General features: G+C 71.9%; 29 protein-coding genes. 12 read left to right on the top strand and 17 right to left on the bottom strand.

Going from position 1 to position 22,309, the window contains the following annotated elements; genetic code table 11:
- On the top strand, positions 1-408 hold a 408-nt coding region (locus tag EUA94_RS10250), incomplete at its 5' end, for a transposase (protein ID WP_165356855.1).
- Between the two features lie 28 nt (positions 409-436).
- Here EUA94_RS10250 and EUA94_RS10255 read toward each other — a convergent pair.
- Entirely contained in the window at positions 437-1,405 is a 969-nt protein-coding gene (locus EUA94_RS10255; RefSeq protein ID WP_207210495.1) for a serine/threonine-protein kinase, read from the bottom strand.
- 204 nt (positions 1,406-1,609) lie between these two features.
- Between EUA94_RS10255 and EUA94_RS10260 the strand changes: the two genes are divergently transcribed.
- The 5 genes from EUA94_RS10260 (at position 1,610) to EUA94_RS10280 (ending at position 6,727) form a co-directional block, all read left to right on the top strand.
- On the top strand, positions 1,610-1,975 hold the full coding sequence (locus EUA94_RS10260) for an ArsR/SmtB family transcription factor (RefSeq protein WP_129426792.1): 366 nt from the start codon (positions 1,610-1,612) through the stop codon (positions 1,973-1,975).
- A gap of 6 nt (positions 1,976-1,981) precedes the next feature.
- Positions 1,982-2,470, top strand: a complete 489-nt coding sequence (locus tag EUA94_RS10265; protein ID WP_129426793.1) for an SRPBCC family protein — start codon at positions 1,982-1,984, stop codon at positions 2,468-2,470.
- A 27-nt stretch (positions 2,471-2,497) separates the two neighbouring features.
- Positions 2,498-3,070, top strand: a complete 573-nt coding sequence (locus EUA94_RS10270) for a dihydrofolate reductase family protein (protein WP_129426794.1) — start codon at positions 2,498-2,500, stop codon at positions 3,068-3,070.
- A 47-nt stretch (positions 3,071-3,117) separates the two neighbouring features.
- On the top strand, positions 3,118-4,962 hold the full coding sequence (locus EUA94_RS10275) for a Na+/H+ antiporter (protein WP_129426795.1): 1,845 nt from the start codon (positions 3,118-3,120) through the stop codon (positions 4,960-4,962).
- Between the two features lie 103 nt (positions 4,963-5,065).
- Positions 5,066-6,727: an NAD(P)/FAD-dependent oxidoreductase gene (locus tag EUA94_RS10280; RefSeq protein ID WP_129426796.1), complete on the top strand. Its 1,662-nt coding sequence runs from the start codon at positions 5,066-5,068 to the stop codon at positions 6,725-6,727.
- Positions 6,728-6,731: 4 nt separating this feature from the next.
- Here the strand turns inward: EUA94_RS10280 and EUA94_RS10285 are convergent, their stop codons facing one another.
- Positions 6,732-7,109, bottom strand: coding sequence for a DUF1304 domain-containing protein (locus EUA94_RS10285; protein ID WP_129426797.1), 378 nt, complete (start codon positions 7,107-7,109; stop codon positions 6,732-6,734).
- Positions 7,110-7,216: 107 nt separating this feature from the next.
- On the opposite strand from EUA94_RS10285, the gene EUA94_RS10290 reads away from it, so the two are divergent.
- Entirely contained in the window at positions 7,217-7,438 is a 222-nt protein-coding gene (locus EUA94_RS10290) for a hypothetical protein (RefSeq protein ID WP_129426798.1), read from the top strand.
- A gap of 4 nt (positions 7,439-7,442) precedes the next feature.
- Here the strand turns inward: EUA94_RS10290 and EUA94_RS10295 are convergent, their stop codons facing one another.
- On the bottom strand, positions 7,443-7,667 hold the full coding sequence (locus tag EUA94_RS10295) for a hypothetical protein (RefSeq protein ID WP_129426799.1): 225 nt from the start codon (positions 7,665-7,667) through the stop codon (positions 7,443-7,445).
- 23 nt (positions 7,668-7,690) lie between these two features.
- On the opposite strand from EUA94_RS10295, the gene EUA94_RS10300 reads away from it, so the two are divergent.
- Positions 7,691-8,626 carry an MBL fold metallo-hydrolase gene (locus EUA94_RS10300; protein ID WP_129426800.1) on the top strand — a complete coding sequence of 312 codons (936 nt, stop codon included), beginning with the start codon at positions 7,691-7,693 and terminating at the stop codon, positions 8,624-8,626.
- On the opposite strand, the gene EUA94_RS10305 is transcribed toward EUA94_RS10300, so the two are convergent.
- Positions 8,623-9,207 (bottom strand): mycothiol transferase, encoded by a 585-nt coding sequence (locus EUA94_RS10305; RefSeq protein WP_129426801.1) that lies wholly within the window; start codon positions 9,205-9,207, stop codon positions 8,623-8,625. The two genes, EUA94_RS10300 and EUA94_RS10305, sit on opposite strands and share 4 nt — an antisense overlap.
- Before the next feature lie 164 nt (positions 9,208-9,371).
- Between EUA94_RS10305 and EUA94_RS10310 the strand changes: the two genes are divergently transcribed.
- Together EUA94_RS10310 and EUA94_RS10315 are read left to right on the top strand one after the other, a co-directional pair.
- A complete protein-coding gene (locus tag EUA94_RS10310) occupies positions 9,372-9,683 on the top strand; it encodes a hypothetical protein (RefSeq protein WP_242494788.1) in 312 nt (103 codons plus the stop codon).
- Between the two features lie 35 nt (positions 9,684-9,718).
- On the top strand, positions 9,719-9,967 hold the full coding sequence (locus EUA94_RS10315; RefSeq protein WP_129426802.1) for a hypothetical protein: 249 nt from the start codon (positions 9,719-9,721) through the stop codon (positions 9,965-9,967).
- Here EUA94_RS10315 and EUA94_RS10320 read toward each other — a convergent pair.
- The 4 genes from EUA94_RS10320 to EUA94_RS10335 form a co-directional block, all read right to left on the bottom strand.
- Positions 9,924-10,217, bottom strand: a complete 294-nt coding sequence (locus tag EUA94_RS10320) for a putative quinol monooxygenase (protein ID WP_129426803.1) — start codon at positions 10,215-10,217, stop codon at positions 9,924-9,926. The two genes, EUA94_RS10315 and EUA94_RS10320, sit on opposite strands and share 44 nt — an antisense overlap.
- The gene (locus EUA94_RS10325; protein ID WP_129426804.1) at positions 10,214-10,411 is read right to left on the bottom strand and encodes a hypothetical protein; all 198 of its coding nucleotides are present in this window, start codon (positions 10,409-10,411) and stop codon (positions 10,214-10,216) included. The genes EUA94_RS10320 and EUA94_RS10325 overlap by 4 nt, the downstream gene beginning before the upstream one ends.
- Before the next feature lie 89 nt (positions 10,412-10,500).
- Entirely contained in the window at positions 10,501-10,737 is a 237-nt protein-coding gene (locus EUA94_RS10330; protein WP_129426805.1) for a DUF1059 domain-containing protein, read from the bottom strand.
- A 48-nt stretch (positions 10,738-10,785) separates the two neighbouring features.
- Positions 10,786-11,634, bottom strand: coding sequence for a sigma-70 family RNA polymerase sigma factor (locus EUA94_RS10335; protein WP_129426806.1), 849 nt, complete (start codon positions 11,632-11,634; stop codon positions 10,786-10,788).
- Between the two features lie 101 nt (positions 11,635-11,735).
- Between EUA94_RS10335 and EUA94_RS10340 the strand changes: the two genes are divergently transcribed.
- On the top strand, positions 11,736-12,854 hold the full coding sequence (locus EUA94_RS10340) for an alpha/beta hydrolase family protein (RefSeq protein ID WP_129426807.1): 1,119 nt from the start codon (positions 11,736-11,738) through the stop codon (positions 12,852-12,854).
- Between the two features lie 10 nt (positions 12,855-12,864).
- Here the strand turns inward: EUA94_RS10340 and EUA94_RS10345 are convergent, their stop codons facing one another.
- Genes EUA94_RS10345 through EUA94_RS10355 form a run of 3 tightly spaced genes read right to left on the bottom strand, consistent with a single transcriptional unit; the run spans position 12,865 to position 15,933 of the window.
- Positions 12,865-14,283, bottom strand: coding sequence for an MFS transporter (locus EUA94_RS10345; protein WP_129426808.1), 1,419 nt, complete (start codon positions 14,281-14,283; stop codon positions 12,865-12,867).
- Between the two features lie 41 nt (positions 14,284-14,324).
- On the bottom strand, positions 14,325-15,281 hold the full coding sequence (locus EUA94_RS10350) for a homocysteine S-methyltransferase family protein (protein WP_129426809.1): 957 nt from the start codon (positions 15,279-15,281) through the stop codon (positions 14,325-14,327).
- Positions 15,282-15,333: 52 nt separating this feature from the next.
- Entirely contained in the window at positions 15,334-15,933 is a 600-nt protein-coding gene (locus tag EUA94_RS10355) for a DinB family protein (RefSeq protein WP_129426810.1), read from the bottom strand.
- A gap of 60 nt (positions 15,934-15,993) precedes the next feature.
- Between EUA94_RS10355 and EUA94_RS10360 the strand changes: the two genes are divergently transcribed.
- Positions 15,994-16,431, top strand: a complete 438-nt coding sequence (locus EUA94_RS10360) for an MOSC domain-containing protein (RefSeq protein WP_207210496.1) — start codon at positions 15,994-15,996, stop codon at positions 16,429-16,431.
- Here the strand turns inward: EUA94_RS10360 and EUA94_RS10365 are convergent.
- The 6 genes from EUA94_RS10365 to EUA94_RS10390 all read right to left on the bottom strand — a co-directional run bounded on the left by EUA94_RS10365 (position 16,428) and on the right by EUA94_RS10390 (position 22,286).
- Complete coding sequence (locus EUA94_RS10365; protein WP_129426812.1) at positions 16,428-16,790, bottom strand: bleomycin resistance protein; 363 nt, start codon at positions 16,788-16,790, stop codon at positions 16,428-16,430. The two genes, EUA94_RS10360 and EUA94_RS10365, sit on opposite strands and share 4 nt — an antisense overlap.
- Positions 16,791-16,896: 106 nt before the next feature.
- Positions 16,897-19,074 carry a catalase/peroxidase HPI gene (gene katG / locus EUA94_RS10370; protein WP_207210502.1) on the bottom strand — a complete coding sequence of 726 codons (2,178 nt, stop codon included), beginning with the start codon at positions 19,072-19,074 and terminating at the stop codon, positions 16,897-16,899.
- Positions 19,075-19,166: 92 nt separating this feature from the next.
- Positions 19,167-19,622, bottom strand: coding sequence for a Fur family transcriptional regulator (locus tag EUA94_RS10375; protein ID WP_129426814.1), 456 nt, complete (start codon positions 19,620-19,622; stop codon positions 19,167-19,169).
- 207 nt (positions 19,623-19,829) lie between these two features.
- Positions 19,830-20,450 (bottom strand): maleylpyruvate isomerase family mycothiol-dependent enzyme, encoded by a 621-nt coding sequence (locus EUA94_RS10380; protein WP_129426815.1) that lies wholly within the window; start codon positions 20,448-20,450, stop codon positions 19,830-19,832.
- The gene (locus EUA94_RS10385) at positions 20,443-21,417 is read right to left on the bottom strand and encodes an SDR family NAD(P)-dependent oxidoreductase (RefSeq protein ID WP_129426816.1); all 975 of its coding nucleotides are present in this window, start codon (positions 21,415-21,417) and stop codon (positions 20,443-20,445) included. The genes EUA94_RS10380 and EUA94_RS10385 overlap by 8 nt, the downstream gene beginning before the upstream one ends.
- On the bottom strand, positions 21,417-22,286 hold the full coding sequence (locus EUA94_RS10390) for an aldo/keto reductase (protein ID WP_129426817.1): 870 nt from the start codon (positions 22,284-22,286) through the stop codon (positions 21,417-21,419). Before EUA94_RS10390 ends, EUA94_RS10385 begins: the two co-directional genes overlap by 1 nt.
- Positions 22,287-22,309 lie beyond the last annotated feature (23 nt).

Below are 22,309 nucleotides of genomic sequence, written 5' to 3' on the forward strand. Positions count from 1 at the left end.
GTCATCGCGGTGACTCCGGGGCAGGCCAACGACTCCCCGGCGTTGCCGAAGCTCCTGGCCGAGCTCCGGATTCCCCGCGTCGGACCCGGGCGGCCACGAACGACTCCTGAGGCGCTGCGCGCCGACAAGGCCTACTCCGCGCGTGGTCACCGGGCGCATCTGCGCTCACGGGGAATCACCGCGGTCATCCCCGAACCTTCCGACCAGATTCGACACCGCAAGAACAAGGGCTCACGCGGTGGGCGGCCCGTCGGCTTCGACGCCAGCGACTACAAGCACCGCAACGTGGTCGAGCGAGCGTTCAACCACGTGAAGAACTGGCGCGGACTCGCCACCCGCTACGACAAGCACGCAGTGGTCTTTCGAGGCGGCGTCGTCTTGGCCGCGATCATGCTCTGGCTGGCATGACTTCAGAGACACGCCCTAGTCGCGGGGGCTAGTCGCGAGGCTGGTCGAGCAGCTCTGCGGCGCTGGCGGCCACGGTCGGGGTGTCGATCGGCGCCGGTCGCCGGAGGTTCACCGGAGTGACCGGTGTGACCGGAAGGACGTAGTCGCTCGCCACCCCCGAGGCCAGCCCCAGGTCGAGCCCGGAGAGCTCGTTGGTGGCGACGCCGAGCATGACGGCGACCGTCCGCGCGTTGGCCGGACGCTTCTCGGGATCCTTCTCCAGCAGCGTCGCGACGACGGCACGTAGGTCGGTCGGCACGTCGTCGCCCAGCGGCGGCGGGGGCTCGTTGACGTGCGACATCGCGGTGGCGATCGGCGTACCGCGGTCAAAGGGTCGTACCCCCGTGAGCATCTCGTGGGCCACGACGCCGAGGGCGTAGAGGTCGCTGGCGCCGGTCGCCTTCGCGCCGAGCGCCTGCTCGGGGCTGATGTAGTTGGGGGTGCCGACCATCTCGCCGACCCGGGTGTGGCCGATGCCGTCCATGGCGCGCGCGATGCCGAAGTCGGTGAGCTTCACGACGCCGTCGTTGCGGAGCAGGATGTTGGCGGGCTTGACGTCGCGATGGACGACGCCGGCCTCGTGGGCCGTGCCGAGCGCGAGCGCGGCCTGGGCGAGGATCGAGCGCACGTTCTCGACGTCGAGGGCGCCCTGGTCGCGGATGACCGCCGACAGCGGCAGGCCCTCGACCAGCTCCATCACGAGGTACGAGCGGTGGTCGTCCTCGCCGAAGTCGAAGACCGTGGTGATGTTGGGGTGCATCAGCGACGCCGAGTGCTGCGCCTCGTCGCGGAAGCGCTGCGCGAAGACCTCGTCCTCGTCGTCCATGTCGGCCCGCATGACCTTCACGGCGACCTGGCGCTGCAGGACGTCGTCGATGGCGCTCCAGACGTGGGCCATGCCCCCGGAGGCGATGCGCTCCTCCAGCACGTAGCGGTCGCCGAGACGGAGACCTTCCACGAGTCGCTCCACGATGCAGTCCCACTTCTCTTCGAGATCGTGGCACGAGACTCGCACCGCAGCGTCGATGCTACTCGCCGCGGAGGACCTCCCACCCTTAAGAAGGTCCAGTGCCCCGCGTGATCCGGGGTATGCGCGCCGCCCGGCAAAGAGTCTGACGAGGCCCCTTGACAACGTACAACCATTTGGTTGTACGTTACTCCCATGACCGAGACGGACAGCGAGCAGGAGGCCCGGGCGGACGCCTGGTTCCACGCCCTCGCCGACCGGACCCGGCGCGACATCCTCCGTCGCGTGCTGGCCGGCGAGCACTCCGTCTCGGCCCTGGCGCAGAGCTATGACATGAGCTTCGCGGCCGTCCAGAAGCACGTCGCCGTGCTCGAGCGAGCCGGCCTGCTGACCAAGCGTCGGCAGGGTCGCGAGGCCCTGGCAAGCGGCGACGTGGAGGCCGTGCGGTCGGTGGGCGTGATGCTCACCGAGCTCGAGGCCCTCTGGCGCGGCCGCATCTCCCGGATGGACGAGCTCCTCGCCGCCGACACCCACACCTCCACCACCACTGAGAAGGACTGATCACCCATGCCCGTCACCGACGTCCACCACGACACCGACGCCCGCACCCTCACCATCACCGCCGACTTCGCCGCCCCCGCCGAGCGCGTCTGGGAGGTGTACGCCGACCCGCGCCAGCTCGAGCGCGTGTGGGGCCCGCCGACCTATCCCGCGACCTTCGTCGACCACGAGCTGGCGCCGGGCGGGCGGATGAACTACTTCATGACCAGCCCGGAGGGCGCGAAGTACTACGGCTACTGGACCATCACCGAGGTCGACGGCCCGCGCGGCTTCACCTTCGACGACGGCTTCGCCCGCGACGAGACCTTCGCCCCCAACACCGACCTGCCGGTGTCGGTCAACGTCTACACGTTCACCGAGACCGACGGCGGCACGCAGGCGACGTACGTCTCCACCTTCGCCACCGCCGAGGCCCTGCAGCAGGTGCTGGCGATGGGCGTCGTCGAGGGTGCGTCGTCGGCCATCAACCAGATCGACGACCTGCTCGCTTCCTGACCCGTCCCCATCGAGAGAGGATCCACCATGCGCACCCTGGTCGTGACCGAGTTGATCACCCTCGACGGCATCGTCGACTCACCCGGCGGCGGGGACCACCCGCACGGCGGCTGGACGTTCAAGGACGTCGCGTTCGACCCCGCGGCGTACGAGATCAAGGGCCGCGAGACCCTCGAGGCCACCGCGCTGCTCCTCGGCCGCCAGTCGTACGACGAGTTCGCGCCCGTGTGGCCGTCGATGGAAGAGTTCGCGACCTACAACGCGATGCCGAAGTACGTCGTCTCGACCACGCTCGACGGCGACACGGTGCCGTGGGGCGAGGGCCAGGTCAGCGTGCTCCGCTCACTCGACGACGTCGCCGCGCTCAAGGAGACCGAGGGCGGGGAGATCCACGTGCACGGCAGCCCGACCCTCGCCCAGGGCCTCGCGGCCGCGGGCCTGGTCGACCGCTACCACCTGCTCGTTTTCCCGATCATGCTCGGCAGCGGCAAGCGCCTCTTCGCCGCCGACGCCGCCCCCGACAAGACGAAGCTGGCGCTCATCGAGCACGCCGCGTACTCCAACGGGGTCACGCTCCAGCGCTACGACGTCGTCCGCTGACCGTGAACGCGCTGGCCTGACCGGCGCGCACCCGCGAGACTCGCCCGGTGGAACTCGCCCTGCTGCTGGTCTCGATGGCCGCCGTCGTGCTCGCCGCGACCGCTGTCAGCGACCGCCTGCACGTCCCCGCGCCACTCCTGCTGATCGTGGTCGGAGCCGTGGCGTCGTACGTCCCCGGCGTGCCGACGATCCACCTCGAGTCCGAGGTGGTCCTGCTGGGGCTGCTGCCGCCACTGCTCTACGCGGCAGCGATCCAGACGTCGCTCGTCGACTTCAACGCCAACCGCGGGTCGATCCTCCGGCTCTCGGTGGTCCTGGTGGTGCTGACGTCGCTCGCGGTCGGGGTGGTCGTGCACGCGCTCGTGCCCGACATCGGCTGGGCCGCGGCCATCGCGATCGGCGCGGTCGTCGCCCCGCCGGACGCGGTCGCGGCGACCGCCGTCGCTCGCCGGATCGGCCTGCCGAGACGGGTGGTGACGATCCTCGAGGGCGAGTCGCTCCTCAACGACGCCAGCGCGCTGGTCACCCTGCGCACCGCCATCGCGGCCTTCTCCGGCGGCTTCGCGCTGACCGAGGTGGGCGTCGACTTCGTCCGTGCAGCGGGCGGTGGGCTGCTGATCGGAATCGGCGTCTTCGTCCTCGTGGCGTGGCTCCGCAAGCGGATCACCGACCCGCTGATGGACACCGCGATCTCGTTCCTCACCCCCTTCGCCGCGTTCGTCGCCGCGGAGGAGGTGCACGCCTCCGGTGTCATCTCGGTCGTCGTGGCCGGCCTGCTGCTCGGGCACAAGGCGCCGATCATCCAGACCGCGCAGTCGCGCATCACCGAGCGCATCACCTGGCGCACCGTGGCCTTCATCCTGGAGAACACGGTGTTCCTCCTCATCGGCCTCCAGCTCGACTGGATCCTGGCCGACGTCGCCGACTCGACGCTCTCGGTGGGCCGGATCGCTGCGCTGTGCGGGGCGACGCTGGCCACCGTCATCGCCGTACGAATGGGCTGGGTCTACCTCACCTGGGTGTTCCGGCGGGTCGGTGAGGACCCGCTCCCGGCGTCGTGGACCTTCCTCATCGGCTGGGCCGGGATGCGCGGCGTGGTGACGCTCGCCGCGGCGTTCGTGATCCCGGAGGACTGGGAGCACCGCGAGGTGCTGCTCCTCATCGCCTTCACCGTCGTGGCCGGCACGCTGTTCCTGCAGGGGGCGACCCTCCCGCTGCTGACGCGGCTCCTCGACGTGCCCGCTCCCGACCCCGCCGAGGACGCGCTCGCGCGCGCCGCGCTCCTGCAGCAGGCCGCCGACGCGGGCCTCGCGAAGCTCGACGAGCTCGAGTACGACGACCACCACGGCGTCTCCGACCAGATCCGGTCGCGCCTCGACCAGCGCTCGTTCGCCGCCTGGGAGCAGCTCGCGACGGCGGAGGACCAGGAGACTCCCTCGCAGCTGTACGCGCGGATCCGGCAGGAGATGATCGACGCCGAGCGCGCCAAGGTGCTGCTGGTCCGCGGCAAGGGCCACGTGCCCTCCGAGGTCGTCAGCCAGGTGCTGGGACTGCTGGACATCGAGGAGTCCATGCTCGACGCCGGGTCGGAGGCCCCGGAGCGGATCCGCATCGGGTCGCTGGCGTTCACTGCCGGCCGCCAGTGCGACGACCTCGAGGCCTACCCCGCGATCGACACCGTCGACGACCCGGCGTGCACGCCCTGCCTGGCCGACGGCACCCCGTGGGTCTCGCTGCGCCAGTGCCTGGAGTGCGGCCACGTCGGCTGCTGTGACTCCTCGATCGGAAAGCACGCGACCGGCCACTTCCACGAGACCCTCCACCCGGTCATGGAGTCGGCCCAGCCCGACGAGTCGTGGCGCTGGTGCTTCGTCCACAACCTCACCGGCTGACCCCGCTCCCCCCACCCCGGGTATCTAGGGACGTTTTGGTAGGTCGGAGGGCCGGATCTCCTACGAGAACGTCCCTAGATAGCGAGGGCTACGATCCGGTGACATGGGAGCGCCCGCGATCGTCATCGCCTCCGCAAACCACGGAGACGTGCTGGCCGAGGCCTTCGGGCGCTACGAGCGGGAGTACGACGTCCGGCTGGTGAGCGACGAGGTCACCGCGAAGACGACCGCCATGGACCTCATGGGCTCCGGGCACCAGGTGGCGCTCTTCGTGATCGACACCGACCACGAGCAGGAGAAGCTCTACGCCCTCATCGCCGGCACCCGGAAGGCCGTACCGACCGCGCGTCGGCTGATCGTGTCGCACATCAGCCGCTTCCGGGCCGACAACGCCGACTTCCGCCACGCGGTCGCGGCCGGCAAGGTCGACGCCCTCCTGCTGATGCCGCAGGGGCCGCGCGACGAGGAGTTCCACGGCGCCGTCGGCGAGATGCTCAACGAGTGGAACGCCACCGTCGCCACCCCGGTCGTCGAGAACGTCCGCATCATCACGCCGGAGAAGGACGCGCTCACCCGCGAGCTCCTCGACTACCTCGGCCGGGTCGGCATGCCCGCCGGCGTGCACCACCCCGACAGCGAGGTCGGTCGCGAGGTGATGGCGCGGTGCCCCGAGGACGAAGGCAGGTGGCCCGTCGTCTCGTCGCTGGTCGGCTGGTGCGGCCACTGCCCGAGCGTGCGGGCCCTCGCCAACCAGCTCTACGGCCGACCCGACGAGATCGACGTCGACGAGGTCGTCGACCTCGTGGTCGTCGGCGCCGGGCCGGCGGGGCTCGCGGCGAGCGTGTACGCCTCCAGCGAGGGCCTCTCGACGATCTGCCTCGAGGCGGAGGCGATCGGCGGCCAGGCCGGCACCAGCTCGATGATCCGCAACTACCTCGGCTTCCCGCGCGGCATCTCCGGGATGCGGCTCGCGCAGCGCGCCCGCGGCCAGGCCCTGCGCTTCGGCACCCGCTTCTTCACCGGTTGGCCGGCGACCGGGATCTCGCCGTGCGAGGAGGGCGGGCACCACATCGTCCACACCGAGGGCGGCGACGTGCATGCGCGTACGGTGCTGGTCGCCACCGGCGTGAACTACCGCCGGCTCGGCGTCGACTCGATCGAGGAGCTCGTCGGCCGCGGGGTCTACTACGGCGCGGCGATGGCGGCGGCGCGCGAGCTCGCCGGCGACCACATCGTCATCGTCGGCGGCGGCAACTCGGCCGGGCAGGCCGCGATCCACGCCGCCCGCTTCGCCAAGGAGGTCACGATCGCCGTACGCCGTCCCGACCTGACGGCCACCATGTCGTCCTACCTGATCAACGAGATCGAGTGGAACCCGCGGATCACCGTTCGGGGCTCGACGTGCGTCGTCGACGGCGGCGCGGACGACGTCAGCCACCTGGCGTGGATCACCATGGAGGACGTCGAGACCAAGGAGCACGAGCGCGTCGACGCGCGCGGGCTCTTCCTGCTGCTCGGGGCCGCGCCCGAGTGCGGCTGGCTTCCCGACACGGTGCTGCGCGACGCGCGCGGCTTCGTCCTCACCGGCCGCGACATCCCGCGCACCGCCTGGCTCGAGGACGTACCCCCGGAGGACCTGGCCACCACGCTGCCGGGCGTCTTCGCGGGCGGCGACATCCGGTCGGGGTCGATGAAGCGGGTGGCGTCGGCGACCGGCGAGGGCGCATCGGTCGTCTCGTCGGTGCACACCTGGCTCGCCCAGTGATCCCCTAGAGCTCGAGCAGCAGGAACAGCACCGCAAGGGCGGGCAGCGTGCCCTGCGTCAGTGCGGCGCGGACCATGGTGCGGTCGTGGGTGACGAGTACGACGGCCGCAGCGAGCATCGACCCGGTGCCGGCCAGCGCGAGCGCAGACCCGATCCCGTGCTCGCTCGTGAGGAGCGCGAGGCCGATGAGGGTGATGATCGCCAGGAACAGGTTGTAGAAGCCCTGGTTGTAGGCCAGCGGCTTGGTGACCTCGGCGTCGGCCTCGGAGACCCCGAAGGTCTTGCGCGTCGACGGCTCGGTCCAGCGGAAGGACTCGAGCACCCAGATGTAGACGTGGAGCAGCGCGGCCAGCAGGGAGAAGCCCACCGTGAGGATCGTCATGCCTCGCACACTAGGGCCACCTACCCCTGGGAGGGTGGCAGGCAGACTGGGGCGGGGCGATGATCGGCCGCGACGGCGACCCCGCCGTCATGGTCAAGGAGGTCCCCATGGGACGACTGATCGGCATCCTGCTCGTGCTCTGGTTGATCATCGGAGCGTTCGCCGCCTTCCAGCGCGGCTACTTCGACGACGCGGAGACCAACTGCTCGGAGGCCAGCGACATCGCCCTCAACGTGGTGGCCGGCCCGCTCAACTACACCGGGCTCAACCCCAAGGTCGGCTGCCCGGACGTCAACGTCGACGTCGACACCCCGGAGCCGTCGAAGTAGTCCCTCAGCGTCCCCGGTTGCGCGGGTGGTCCTTCGCCGTCCGCTCGTTCCCCCGTCGGTAGTTGCCGGTGACGTGGGCCATCAGTTCCTGCTCGTCGGCGCCGTCCTCGACGTCGGCCAGGAAGCCGGTGGCCGCGGCGCCGCGCAGCACCGTCGCACGTCGGCCGTGGTGGGTGATCACGACGTCGCCGCCGCGTACGTCGTAGGCGAAACCCTCGGGACCCGGCACTGCGCCACCGTACGCTGACCGCCATGCGCCTCAAGCTCGGCCGACCCGACCTGGGCCGGTACGCCGATCGCTGCGACGTACCAGCTGCCGGGGCCGGGCTCGCGGTGACGTTCGTCGGCGTGGCGACCCTGCTCCTGGACGACGGCGAGAGCGCCGTCATGACCGACGGGTTCTTCTCGCGCACGTCGCTGCCGTCGCTGCTGCTCCGACCGGTCTCGCCCGACCTGAAGCGCATCGATGCGGCGCTGCACCGACTTGGCCTCGGGCCGGGCCGTCGCGGGCTCGACGCCGTTGCGCCGGTGCACACGCACTTCGACCACGTCGTGGACTCGGCGCTCGTGGCCGAGCGCACGGGTGCCGTCCTCGTCGGCGGCGAGTCCGCGGCCAACGTCGGCCGGGGCGCGGACCTCGACCCGTCGCGCCTCGTCGTCGTGACACCCGGCGAGCCCCGGACGTACGGCGCGTTCACGCTGACCCACGTCGAGTCGTCGCACTGCCCGCCCGACCGGTTCCCCGGCACGATCGACGCGCCGGTGGTGCCGCCGGTGCGGACCGGCGCCTACCGGTGCGGCGAGGCCTGGTCGATCCTCGTCGAGCACACCAGCGGCCGGAGCGCTCTCCTGCAGGGCAGCGCCGGTTTCGTCGACGGTGCGCTCGACGGCCGACGTGCCGAGGTCGCCTATCTCGGTGTGGGTCAGCTCGGCGTGATGCCGGAGGACTACATCCGGGACTACTGGGCGCAGACCGTCGAGGCGGTCGGGGCCCGGCGGGTCGTGCTGACCCACTGGGACGACTTCTTCCGCGGTCTCGACCGTCCATTGCGGGCGCTCCCGTACGCCGGCGACGACCTCGACGTCACGATGCGGGTGCTCGGCGACCTCGCCCGGTCGCAGGGCGTCGCCCTCCACCTGCCGCAGCTGTGGCGCCGCGAGGACCCCTGGTCCGGCTTGACCGACTAGAGCCAGGCCGGCGTCCAGTCCTCGTCGGGGTCCTCGCCGACCCGCCCGTCGACCGCCTCGCGGAGGAGGTCGGCGTGCCCGGTGTGGCGGGCGTACTCCTCGAGCAGGTCGACCAGGAGTCGCCGCAGGCGCGGATGGTTGCCGTTGCCGTCGTCGACCTGCGCGACCAGGTCGAGTCCGCCCTCGACCACCGCGTCGTCGATCCGCTGGGTGTTGCGGGCCACCGCCTCGTCGAAGATGGCGTACGTCTCCGCGGCGCTGAAGTGGTCGGCCTCGAACTCCCACTCGTCGGTGTCGTCGTGGCCGAGCGACTTCCACGGCTCGACGAGCTCCTCGCCGCGGAGCTTGGTGGTCAGGATGTAGTCCTCGGCGAGGGCCAGGTGGCGCAGGAGGCCCCCGAGGGACAGCGATGACGACGGCAGCCGCTGCGCGAGGCCCGCCTCGTCGAGCCCGTCGGCCTTCCACCGCAGGGTGGCGCGCATCCGGCCCAGTGCACCGGTGAGGTGCTCGGCCTCGGTGCCGTCGATCGGCGGCTCCCACGGCGGGGGAACCCAGACGTCGGTGGTCTCTTCGCTGCTCATGTCCCTGACGCTAGCGCCGATTCCGGACGATCCGCTGCCCCATCGTGGAGACCCGTCCGCACCATGAAGGCAGTTGGAGTCCCCGGTGCCGGGAGCTGAGCGTGCCGAGCGCTGGCGCCGCGACGAACTGCCTTCATGGTGCAGCGCTGGCTAGGCTCGATGCCGTGCCCGACCTTGATCGACTTCCCACCGCTCCCCTGCTCGCCGTCGGCCTGATCGGCGGCTTCGCACTGGCCCAGCAGACGGGCGTCCGTCCGCTCGGCGGAGCCGCCATGCTCGGCGCCAACGCGGTCGCTGCCCGGCAGTGGTACGCCGTCGGCGGGGTGCCGCTGGCGGCCGGGCTGACGGCGGGCTACTGGACGGCGATGGGCGTCTCGCACCCGCTGGCCAAGAAGGTCGGCACCTGGCCGTCGGTGCTCGGCGTGACCGCCGTCAGCGCCGGCGCGGCCTGGTTGCTGGCCGATCGGCGCCGCTGAGACATCCGACCCGCGCGCAGCGACGAACTCCTGACGTGAGCCAGCACGACACGATGTTCGCCAGCAGCAGCGTCCCGCGCCACCTCGTACGAGGGGCGCTGGGACTGCCGCTGATGGTGGCCGCGTTCGTGCTCGTGCCGTGGCTCGGTCCGCTGGCGCTGCTGCTGATCGTCCCGGCCGCCGTGCTGCCGCGCGGCTGCCCGACGTGCTGGGCGCTGGGGCTGGCCCAGACCTGTGCGCTCAGGTCACCGGCTGCAGAGGGTGGACCGCGACCTCGCCGGTGAGGGCGCCCGCCGCGGCCGCGAACGCGGCGGCCACGTGAGGCGTCGCCATGTGGGCGTCGAGGGCAGCGGAGTCGGTCCACCGCTCGACCGTCACGAACGTGCCCGGCGTGCTGCCCGACTCGAACAGGTCGTACGCGAGGCACCCCTCCTCCGCCCGAGTCGCCTCGGCGAGTGTCTGCAGGGCCGCGCGGACCTGGTCGGCTGCCTCGGGGCTGGCGGGGATGGTGGCGACGACCTGGAGATCACTCACGAGAGTTCCTTGTCTGTAGGTGGAAGCCCAGTGTGCGTGGTGCGTGGGCGGCTGGCATAGCCCTTCTCGCCGGGATGGTCGCCCTCGACCGCGCGGGCCCCGAGGACGCGCATCACGACGAATCCGGCGGCAGCCGCCACCAGCACGATCACGAGCAGCGCCGTGGCGACGCCTGGGCTCAACATGTCCATCATGTCGATCACCTCCGGCTTCCCACGCTAGGTGCTCGGGGCCGTTCTGCTCCTTACGATCCCGTGACGCGCGGCTCGCGTGCTGGCCGGGTTCAGGCCTCCGGCAGGTCGGCGAAGGCCTGCTTCATGTCGCGGTACCACCCGAGCGACTTCTTCGGGTGCTTCCAGCGGCCCTTCATCTCGTTCCGGGCCGGCTGGTGGGCGGCGTCGCCGGCCTTCTCGGCCTCCTTCAGGTGCTTGTCCTGGGCGTTGATCACGTCGTCGTGGCTCTCCCCGCGGTGCGCGAGGTCGCAGGGGCCGCCGAGCTGGCGGCAGGTCATGGTCTTCATGGGGTTCTCCTCTGGTGGTGATGATGAGCTGGGTGTGACCGGGCTGTGTCAGGCGGGCTCCGGACCGGAGCGGCGTACGACCCGGGCGAGCACGTCGGGCGCGGCCCGGAAGGTGATGCCCGTGACCTGGCCGTGGTCGACGGTGAAGTCGAAGACCACCTTGGCCTCACCCTTGAGGTACCAGGCGTAGTCGGGCCGGTCGCCGAGGTAGACGGCGAGGGCGGAGTGGGCGCTGCCGTTGAAGAACGCGGCCACGTCGGCGCGCCCCTCGATCGAGGCAGGCGTCCCGGCGAGGACGGCGGCCTCGTCGGCGCCGACGACGGCGTCGGGCGCGAGCAGCTCGAGCAGCCGCCGGAAGTCGCCGCCGCGGGCGGCGGACATGAACGCGTCGACGACCTCCCAGTCCGCGAGGGCGTCCTCGGCCGCGGGCTGGGCGACCTTGGCCCGGGCCCGCGAGGCCAGCTTGCGCGCCGCGACGGGCGTCGTGTCGAGGACCGCGGCGATGGTGCCGAACTCGAACCCGAAGCTGTCGTGCAGCACGAAGGCCACCCGCTCGCGCGGCGAGAGTCGGTCGATGACGGCTTGCAGGGCGATGCCCACGGTGTCGGCGAGGGCCACGTCGTCGGCCGGGTCGGGCGCCGTGCCCGCCATCTCGACCTCCTCGACCGGCACCGGCGTCCGGGCCCGCAGCCGGTCGAGGCAGAGCCGCGTCGTGACGGTGGTCAGCCAGGCCGGGAGGTTCTCGATCACGCTGGTGGGATCGGAGGTCACCGCCCGGTCGAGTCGCAGCCAGGCCTGCTGGACGACGTCCTCGGCCTCGGCGTGGTCGCCGAGCACCCGGCTCGCGATCCCGAGCAGCCGCGGCCGCTCGGCCTCGAAGATCTCCGTCTGGTCCATGTGCGCCACCCTCCCGCTGGTCATCATCGCAATCCCTTGACGCGCGGGGAGCCGCAGATGTGACCGGGCCTCGGTCACCGGGTGTTGGGCACACTGGATCCATGGACCGCCCCCGGCGTCGCGTCACCGCACTCCTGGCCAGCCTTCCCCTGCTCGCCGCGTGCTCGGCGACGCCCGAGGACACGGACCCGGCACCGGCTCCCGCTGAGTCCTCGCAGTCGGAGTCGCCCTCGGCCGAGCCGGCCAGCCCCACTGACGAACCGACCGAGGCGCCGACCGAGGAGCCCACCGAGGAGGCGGCGCCTCCGCCAAACCCGATCTCCTTGGCGGCCCTCGCGGACGCCGACCTCGCCGGCGGTGACCTGCGGCTCGGCCCGGTCCGCGAGCGCACGAGCACCTACACGTCGTACGACGTCACGTTCCGCTCGACGACCGCCGGCGCGGGGACGACTCCGCTGCGGATCAGCGGCGTGCTCAACGTGCCGACCGGGCGCGGGCCGCAGGGTGGTCAGGGATGGCCAGCAGTGGTGCTCGCCCACGGCTACATCGACCCGGCCTACTACGTCCGCGGGCAGGGCATGACCCGCGAGCGCGGCTTCCTCGCCCAGCGGGGGTTCGTCGCGCTGCACGTCGACTACCGCAACCACGCGGAGTCGACCGACGACCCGCGCGTGGAGACGGCCGTACGGCTGGGCTACGCCGCCGACGTCGCCGCCGCCGTGCACGCCCTGCGCGACTCCGCGAACGTGCGGGTCGACCCCGACCGCATCGCGCTCTTCGGCCGGTCGATGGGCGGCGGCGTGATGCTGAAGGCGCTCGCGGCCGAGCCCGGCCTCTTCGCCGCCGGCGTCGGCTGGGCCTCGGTGTCGAGCCTGGAGGCGGAGAACTTCGACCAGTTCCAGCGTCCGGACGCCCCGCTGGCAGAGCTGAAGGCCGGCTTCCGCGGGCGGCACGGTCTGCCGGGCGAGGACCCCGGGTTCTGGCGCGGCGTCTCGCCGCGGCCGGTGTTCGACGAGATCACCGAGCCGGTGCTGCTGGTGCACGGGCGCTTCGACGACACCTGCCCGCCGCCGTGGGCGCGAGCGACCCAGCGCGCGTTGACCGCCGCAGGCGTCGACTCGACCCTGGAGTGGTACGACGACGGCCACGCCTTCGGGCCGGCGTTCGTCGCTGCGATGGACCGCACGGTCCGCTTCCTGCGGGCGCGGATGCCCGCCTGACGAGAGCCGGTCAGTCCGCGGCCGCAGCCTCGAGCTGCTGCGGGGGCGCGGAGGCGTACGCGGCCGAGAGCCGTCGGTAGGGAGCGGACGCGAGCGCGATCATCACCGTCACCAGCATGATCGCGCCGGCTCCGAGGAACACCAGCGCGATGCCGCGGGCCTCCCCGCTGCCGACGAGCCAGCCCCACGTCGAGCGGCCCTCCGCCGACGCCATGTAGGGGATCAGCCAGAACTCGGCGATGGGGCCGATCATGAACGCCGAGACCGGGCTCGCCGCGAGCTCGACGCTCTGCGCGAAGCCGAAGACCCGGCCCTGGGTGCGGAACGGCACCACCCGCTGCATGATCGTCTGCTCCGCCGCCTCCGCGGCCGGGATGATCACCATGAACATGAAGAGGCCGAGGACGTAGAGCCAGGCCCACTCGCGCAGCGTGAACGTCATGCCCAGCACCGCGACGCCGACATTGACGAGCAGCAGGGTGCGCACCGGGTTGGCGCCGAGGCCGAACTTCGCCACCAGCCCGCCACCGACCACGAAGCCCAACCCGGTGACGCCGAGGACGATGCCCCACGCCTCGACGCTGAAGAGCGTGAGGCCGTAGGGGTCCATCAGTGCGATGTAGACGCCGCTCACCAGGTTGTTGAACGTCGAGAAGAGGATCAGCGCGACCAGTCCGGGCACGGCACGGATCGCGGTCACGGCGCCGCGTACGTCGAAGCGCGAGCCGCCCTCCTCCGGCTCGGGGTCGAGCTCGGGGATCGCGATCGGGATCAGGTGGAGCAGGGAGGCGCCGGTCAATGCGATCGCGATGGCCAGCGTCCAGCCCATGCCGAGCAGGCCGACGCTGAGCCCGCTGAAGACGCTCGTGATCATGAACGCGATGCCCTGCACGGTGCCGACCAGGCCGTTGGCCTTGTCGCGGCCGTCCTCCGGGACGAGCAGCGTGACGGTGGTCGACAGCGCGATGTTGCGGAGGCTCTCGACCACCCCGCCGACGAGGATCACCGCGGCGAACAGCCAGAACCACGGGCTCTCCCAGTCGGCCAGCCGACCCTCGCCCAGCAGCAGCCACAGCCCGCCCGAGGCCGCGTAGGTCACCAGGGTGACCGTGGAGGAGACGAGCATGACGTGCTTCTTGCGGTGCCGGTCGACGAGCGTGCCGAAGTAGGTGCCGGCCACCGCGGTGAAGAGCATGAAGCCGCCGCCGATGATCGCGGTGGTCATCACCGAGCGGGTCTCGAGGTAGGCCCAGAAGGTGAGCGCGAACCACAGGAAGCTCGACGTCACGTTGGCGACGAGGGTGTTGGCGAGCACCAACCGGAAGGCGCGCAGCGTCTCGGCGCCCCGCGTCACGCCCGGCGGGAGGTGCGCCTCGGCCTGCGGCGCGGCGGGGTCTGCCGGGACCGGGTCGAGCTCGTCCAGGGGCATACGAAAACCCTAGGCGCAGGCACCGACACCCCGCCTCCTCCTTAATGACCGCGTGCGACGACCGGCGACCAGCCGTCCCAGAAGGCCGCGATGTGGCGTACGTCCGTGCCGCAGCACCCGCCGACGATCCGCACCGACGGCAGCGACTCGGCCAGCTCGCGGGTGCGGCGGGTCAGGTCGGGCAGGTCGCCCTCGTCGAGCTCCTCGGCCTCGTCGAGCTCGGCGTGGGTCAGCCGGGAGGAGTTGACCTCGATCCCGGCGATCCGCTCGGTCCACGGTGCCGCCGTCGACAGGCCGGGGCTGACGTGGTCGGGGTGAGCGCAGTTCACGAGGACGTGCGCAGCGCCGCCATCCGTGGCGGCGTCCAGCTGCTCGATCGCGTCGCCGAGCGGGGTGCCGTCGGGCAGGCGACCGTCGGTCTCGACGGTGTAGGACACCGCCACCGGGATGCCGACGGCCTGGCCCGCGCGGACGACCCCGACCGCCTCGGCGACGGTCGTCAGCGTGTACGCCGTGGCGAGGTCGGCGCCGGCCTCGGCGAAGGCCGCGACCTGCGGCCGGTGGTAGTCGGCGTAGCGCTCGGCGTCGAGGTCGCCCGCGAGGTACCCGTCGCCACGCGGACCCACCACCCCGACGACCAGCACCTGCTCGACGCCGTCGGGCACCTCGTCGGCCAGCCCACGCAGGTGCGTGACGGCGTCGCGGTTGACCCGGTGCAGCGCGTCGGCGCCGTAGCCCAGCCGCGCACCCCAGTCGGCGTTCGCGCGCCAGGTCGGCGTCTCCAGCAGCAGGCCGGTGCCCTCGCGCGCCGCCACCTCGGCGTACCCGCGGTAGTAGTCGTCCAGCACCCCCAGCCCGACGGGGTCGTCCATCAGCGGGAACGACGCGAAGTCGGGGAGGTCGAGCCCCCGGTGGAAGATCAGGTCGGTCTCGAGCCCGCCGTCGGTCACCCAGCCCCGCGCGGTCTCGGGCAGTCGCCAGGTCGTCGGTCCACTCATCCGTGCCTCCTCGGTCCTGAGGCCCAGTGTCGTACGCGGCGAGGCCGGGGCGCTACGCCTCCGGGAACTGGTCTGCCACCCGCGTCAGCATCGCGACGTACGCCGGCCAGTCGACGTCGGGCAGGTTCGTCGCGCCCACCAGCAGCCCGGCGGCTCCGTCGATGGTCTCGCGCAGGATGTCGGCGTGGCCCGCGTGGCGGGTGGTGTCGGAGATGACGTGCACGATGATCCGGGCGAGCGAGACCTCCCGCTTCCCCTCGGACCACCACGGGACGGCGCCGGGCGCGTCGAGCGGGAGGTCGGCGATGGTCGCGTCGCTGAAGGCCGCGACCTGCCGGTAGAACGCGACCACGTCGTCGGCCGGGATCTCGGCGGGCACCCACCAGTCGGACTGCGGGTCGGCGTCGTAGTCCTCGTCGGTCACGACGAGCGGGTGGTCGGGGTCGGGCCACTCACGGCCGAAGGTGGGCCCGAAGTAGCCGATCTCCACGTTGGCGACGTGCCGCAGGATGCCGAGCAGGTTTGTGCCCGTGGGGGTGCGCGGCAGTCGCAGGTCGCGCTCCCCGACGCCCTCCACCTTCCACACCAGCGCGTCGCGCGCCTCCTGGAGGTAGTGGTGCAGTGCTGCCTTCGGGTCGCGGAGATCGTCCATCCGTCGATCATGCCCGGGGACGCGGACGGTCGGCGACCGCATTGCCCGTACGGTCTGGTCGTGACCTCCCGTGTGCACGCGATCCACGTCGCGCCCGGCCGCCGGCTGCCGACGAAGTCGGTCGCGTCCGTGGAGGCCGAGGCCGGTGCCGGCCTGGTCGGCGACCGGTACCACGGCAGCAAGCACCGCCACGTCACCGTGCAGGCCCTCGACGACCTCGAGGCGGCCGCGGAGGTGCTGGGCCGGCCGGTCGACCCGGCCCTGACCCGGCGCAACATCACCCTCGACCGCGGACCGATCCCGACCCGCCCGGGCGAGCGGATGCGGATCGCCGATGTCGAGCTCGAGGTGGTGCGGATCGCCGCGCCCTGCCGGCTGCTCGACGACGACCTCGGCCCCGGCGCGATGCAGGCGTTGCGCTCACCCCGCGGCGGCACCGTGTTCCGGCTGCTGGGGTCGGGGACGATCCGGGTCGGCGACGAGGCGGTTCCGGTCTAGGCGTTCTGCACGAGCCGGAGCAGGTTGCCGTCCGGGTCGACGAGGTAGCCGATCCGCATCCCCGAGTCCTCGACCCGCGGAGGGTGCAGGCGCGGCCAGCCGAGGTGGGTCTCGGGCAGACCGGACGCCACGCAGGCGGCGTACAGGCCGTCGAGGTCGTCGACCCGCAGGCAGCAGCCCGCCGAACTGGTGGCTGGGTCGAGGCCCGGGTCCGGGAAGAACTCCACCATCAGCGTGCCGCGCTCGAGGATCAGCCAACCCGGGTCGCCGTACGTCCTCGCGAATCCGAGCGCGGCGTAGAACGCGACCGTCGCGTCGAGGTCGCGGGAGGGCAGGTTGGGCGTCGCGCGGTCGCTCATGGAGAGAGGCTAGTGCGGTGGCTGTGGTGCGGCTGCCGCACCGGGATCACCGCACAGTGGTTGGTTTCCCCGGATATCCGGGGAAACCAACCACCGCGAGGAGACGTCAGCGTCGGACGTCGTACCTGTCGTTGTCCATGACCTTGACCCAGGCCGCGACGAAGTCGTGCACGAACTTCTCGTGCGACCCGTCCTGGGCGTAGACCTCCGCGACCGCGCGCAGCTCGGAGTTGGACGCGAAGACGAGGTCGGCGCGCGAGCCCGTCCAGGCGTTGCCGTTGGTGCTGGCCTCGAAGCGGTCGTTGGAGCCCGCGGGGGCCCAGACCGTGCCGAGGTCGAGCAGGTTGACGAAGAAGTCGTTCGTCAGCTGGCCGGGACGCTCGGTGAGCACGCCGTCGGTGGATGCCGCCGTGTTGGCGCCGAGCACGCGCAGACCGCCCACGAGGACCGTCATCTCAGGTGCGGTGACGTTGAGCAGGTTGGCCTTGTCGACGAGGAGGTACTCCGCCGGCAGCTTGGCGTCGGACCGCTCGAAGTTGCGGAAGCCGTCAGCCTTCGGCTCGAGCCACGCGAACGACTCGACGTCCGTCTGCTCCTGGGTGGCGTCACCGCGACCCGGGGTGAACGGCACCTCGACGTCGATGCCGGCGGCGGCCGCCGCATGCTCGACACCGACGTTGCCCGCCAGCACGACCGTGTCGGCGAACGTGATGTCGTTGCCCGCGGCGATGCCCTCGAGCACCGTGATCGCGCCGGCGAGCTGCTGCGGGTCGTTGACCTCCCAGCTGCGCTGCGGCTCGAGGCGGATGCGACCACCGTTGGCGCCACCGCGCTTGTCGGAGTGGCGGTACGACGACGCGGCCGCCCAGGCGGTCGACACCAGCTGCGAGACCGTGAGGCCCGAGTCGGCGATCTGCTGCTTGACGGCGGCGATCGTCTCGTCGGTCGCGGTGTGCGCCGGCGCCGGGATCGGGTCCTGCCAGATGAGCTCCTCCGACGGGACCTCGGGCCCGACGTAGCGGGCGACCGGGCCCATGTCGCGGTGGGTCAGCTTGAACCACGCGCGGGCGAAGGCGTCGGCGAACTCGTCGGGGTTCTCGAGGAAGCGGCGCGAGATTTGCTCGTACGCCGGGTCCATCCGCAGCGCGAGGTCGGTCGTGAGCATCGTCGGGAGGCGCTTGGCACCGGCCTCGTCGGGGGCGGGGATGATCGCCTCGGCGTCCTTGGCCACCCACTGCGCGGCACCGGCGGGGCTCTTCGAGAGCTCCCACTCGTGCTCGAAGAGGATCTCGAAGAAGCGGTTGCTCCACTGGGTCGGGAGGTCGGTCCAGGTGACCTCGAGGCCCGAGGTGATGGCGTCCTTGCCGACGCCGGAGCCGTACTTCGAGAGCCAGCCCATCCCACCGGTCTCGATCGGCGCGGCCTCGGGCTCGGGGCCGACGTACTCCTCGGGGTCGGCGGCACCGTGGGTCTTGCCGAAGGTGTGCCCGCCGGCGATCAGTGCGACGGTCTCCTCGTCGTTCATCGCCATCCGGCCGAACGTGTCGCGGATGTCGTACGCCGCGAGCAGCGGGTCCGGGTTGCCCTCCGGGCCCTCGGGGTTGACGTAGATGAGGCCCATCTGGACCGCGGCGAGCGGGTTGTCGAGCTCGCGCTCGCCCGAGTAGCGCTGCGAGCCACCCTTGTCGCCGCCGAGCCACTCGGTCTCGGGGCCCCAGTAGACGTCGTCGTCCGGCTCCCAGGCGTCGACGCGACCGCCGGCGAAGCCGAAGGTCTCGAAGCCCATGTCCTCGAGCGCCACGTTGCCGGTGAGGATCATCAGGTCGGCCCACGAGAGGGCGTTGCCGTACTTCTTCTTGACCGGCCACAGCAGGCGGCGGGCCTTGTCGAGGTTGCCGTTGTCGGGCCACGAGTTGAGCGGCGCGAAGCGCTGCTGCCCGGTGCCACCGCCGCCGCGACCGTCCTGCACGCGGTAGGTGCCGGCGCTGTGCCACGCCATCCGGATCATCAGCGGGCCGTAGTGGCCGAAGTCCGCGGGCCACCAGTCCTGACTGTCGTGGAGGACGGCGGTGATGTCGGCCTTGACGGCGCCGAGGTCGAGCGCCTCGAAGGCGGCGGGGTAGTCGAAGTCCGCGCCGAGCGGGTTGGAGGCCGGCTGGTTCTTGGCGAGGATCTTGAGGTTGAGCCGCTCGGGCCACCACTCGCTGTTGGCGTCACCCTGGGTGGGGTGCTTCTGGCCCTCGTGCAGCACCGGGCACTGGCCGGCCGGGGCGTCCTGGTTCATCTCGCCGACCTCGGCGTTGGCCTCGTTCTTGTCGGAGGTGTCGACGGAGGCGCTGGAGTCGTTGGGCAGGTCGTCGGACATGGGAGTCCCTCTCAGTTGGCAGGTGCTGCTTCGGATGCTGTGGTGGCGCAGTGGGGGCAGACGCCCCAGTAGGTGACCTCGGCCTCGTCGACGACGAAGCCGTGGGTGTCGGACGCGTCGAGGCAGGGGCGTACGCCGACCGCGCAGTCGACGTCGGCGACCGCACCGCAGGAGCGGCAGACCACGTGGTGGTGGTTGTCGCCGACGCGCAGCTCGTAGCGCGCGACCGAGCCGGCCGGCTGGATCCGGCGGACGAGCCCCGACTGGCTGAGCACGCCCAGCACGTCGTACACCGCCTGGTGCGAGACGCCCGGCTCCTCGGTGCGGACCGCCGCGAGGAGGCTGCCGGTGTCGGCGTGCGGATGACGGCGTACGGCGCGCAGCACGGCCAGGCGCGGGCGGGTGACCCTCAGGTCGGCCCCCCGGAGCAGCTGCTCGAAGTCAGCCTCGGTCGTGTCGTGGTCCATTCCTCGCCACCTTGCCGGGTTTACTTGAACCAGTCAAGTCTTTCGGCCGACGGCGGCTGGGTATCTAGGGACGAAATGGGTGGTGGAGCGCCCCTTCGGCCTACCAGAACGTCCCTAGGTATCCGACGTTCGGATATCTGAGGACGCCATGTACGGATCCGGGTCGCGATCACGTTCACCACGTCCTCAGATATCTCGGGCGGGGCGTCAGCCCAGCGCCTCCAAGCCCGGGCCGGCCAGGTCGGCCCGCGCGGCCGAGCGCCCGGAGACCGCCAGCAGGAGCGACACCAGCGGGCCAGCGACCTCGGGCCCGTCACCGACAACGACGTCGGCGTCGGTGGCCCGCAGGCGTACGCCGGCGGCGCGCTCGCGACCACCTCCGATGGACACCTTCGTGCGCACCTGATGCTCGAGGGCGGGCACCACGGCCCCGACCGGGTAGTCGTGCCGCAGCCCGAGCGGGCGGCGTACGTCCTCGCCGTGCACGACCTCCTCGACCAGGCGTACGTCGAGCGGCACGAACGGCGGGGCCTCGGTCAGGTCGGCGACCTCGCGCAGCCGGCGCAGCGTGTGCGCCGGCCCGTCGCCGCGCTCGCGGGCTGCGTCCTGCTCGTTCAGCCGGTCGAAGCTGAAGCGCGCGCGGATGATGGCGACGACCAGACCGGGGACGGAGATGGCCCCGGCGTTTCCGACGAGGTGGGCGGCGACGTCGTGGACGGTCCAGCCGTCGCAGAGCGAGGGCGTCCGCCACTGCTCGTCGGTCAACCCCGCGAGGTCGGCGACCAGCGCGTGGCGCTCGGCATGGACGAGGGGCCAGACGTCAGCCACCGGTCGTCCCGAGGTCGGCCGCCTCCGACAGCCACGCCCAGGCCGTCGCCTTGTCGGCCTCCGACGGGCGGGTCGACGGGAGGAGCGACGTCGGCCGCTCGACCCGGTCGTGCCAGAAGAGCCCGGTCGGCGGGGCCGGATCCACCGCGGCGAGCCAGACGCTGGTGTCGGCACCCTGCGCGTCGTCGCGGAGCACCGGCCGGGTGATCGCGCGGAATCGCGGCAGCGACTCCTGGACGCCGGGGGTGTCGGCCCAGCCCGGGTGCATCACGGCGACGGTGATGTCGTCGGCGCCCCAGCGCTCGGCCAGGAGCGGCGCCATCTCGACCTGCCAGCGCTTCGACCGGGCGTACGACGTGGTCGGCGAGTAGTCGCCCTTCACGTACGCCGGGTCGTCGGCGCGCAGCGGCTGGCCGTACATCCCGCCGCTGCTCACCAGCACGACCCGGCCACCCGCCAGCGGACCGCGCAGGGCCTCGGTCATGACCACGGGCCCGACGAGGTGCACGGCCATGCTGAGCTCGAGGCCCTGCGGCGACTCGCTCCGGGTGGGCGGCATCGCGCCCGCGTTGTGCACGATCGCGTGGAGGCTCGGCACCTCGGCGGCGAAGTCGGATGCGAACCGGCGTACGTCGTCCAGGTCCCCGACGTCGCAGCGCCAGAGCCGCAGCTCGACGCCGGGACGGCTCACCCGGAGGCGCTTGGCGACGTCCCCGCCCTTGGCCTCGTCGCGGACGAGCATGTGCACGGTCGCACCCAGGTCGGCGAGGCCCTCGACGGTGGCGATGCCGAGGCCGGAGCTGGCCCCGGTGACCAGGACGTGCCGGCCCTCGAGCGACCTCGGTAGCGGATCGGCGGGCCAGCCGGGCAGCGCCCGCCGCACCGCCAGCCCGATCGAGGTGTAGCCGAGGACCAGCGAGCGGTCCATCGCGGCGTCGACCGCGCGGGTGAGGAGCGGGCGCGACATCAGCTGGCGTCGAGGCGGGCGAGCTCGTCGTCGGTCAGCTCGATCTCCGCGGCGGCCGCGGAGTCGGTGATCGAGGACGGCCGCTTGGCGCCGGGGATCGGGATGACGACCGGCGACTGGGCGAGCTCCCAGGCCAGGGCGACCTGCTGGGCGCTGACGCCGCGGTCGGTCGCGATCTCGGCGAACGCCGGGTGCTTGTCGGCGAGCTCCTTGGCGTCCGACAGCCCGCCCAGCGGGCTCCACGGCAGGAACGCGAGGCCGAGCTCGTCGCACACGTCGATCTCGGGCTTGCTGGAGCGGAACTTGGGGCTGAACTGGTTCTGCACGCTGACCAGCGCGTCGCCGAGCACGGCGTGGGCAGCGCGGATCTGGTCGGGGTTCGCGTTGGAGAGGCCGACGTGGGCGACCTTGCCGCTGTCGGCGATCTCCTTGAGCGTCCCGATCACGTCGTCGTAGGAGACCTTCGGGTCGGGCCGGTGGTGCTGCCACAGGAAGATCTGCTCGACGCCGAGGCGCTCGAGGCTGGCGTCGACGGCCTCGTGGAGGTGGGCGGCCGAGCTGTCGACCTCCCAGTTCCCACCATCGGTGCGGACGTGGCCGCCCTTGGTGGCGAGGAGCACGCGGTCGCGTACGCCGAGCTCGTCGAGGATCGAGGCGATCAGGCGCTCGTTCTCGCCCTGCGCGCCGGCGCCCTTCTCGTCGCCGGGCCCGTAGGCGTCGGCGGAGTCGAAGAGCGTCACGCCGGCGTCGAGCGCGGCGGTGACGGTGTCGAGGAGCTGCTGGCGGGGCTGCGTGCCGGTCTGGTCGAAGGTCATGAGGCCGAGCCCGATGGCTCCGACCTGCTGGTTTCCGAGGGTGCGAGTCTGCATGTCACGACCCTACGGCCGGGGTG

The sequence above is a fragment of the Nocardioides zhouii genome, from assembly GCF_004137345.1.
Taxonomy (GTDB): Bacteria; Actinomycetota; Actinomycetes; order Propionibacteriales; family Nocardioidaceae; genus Nocardioides; species Nocardioides zhouii.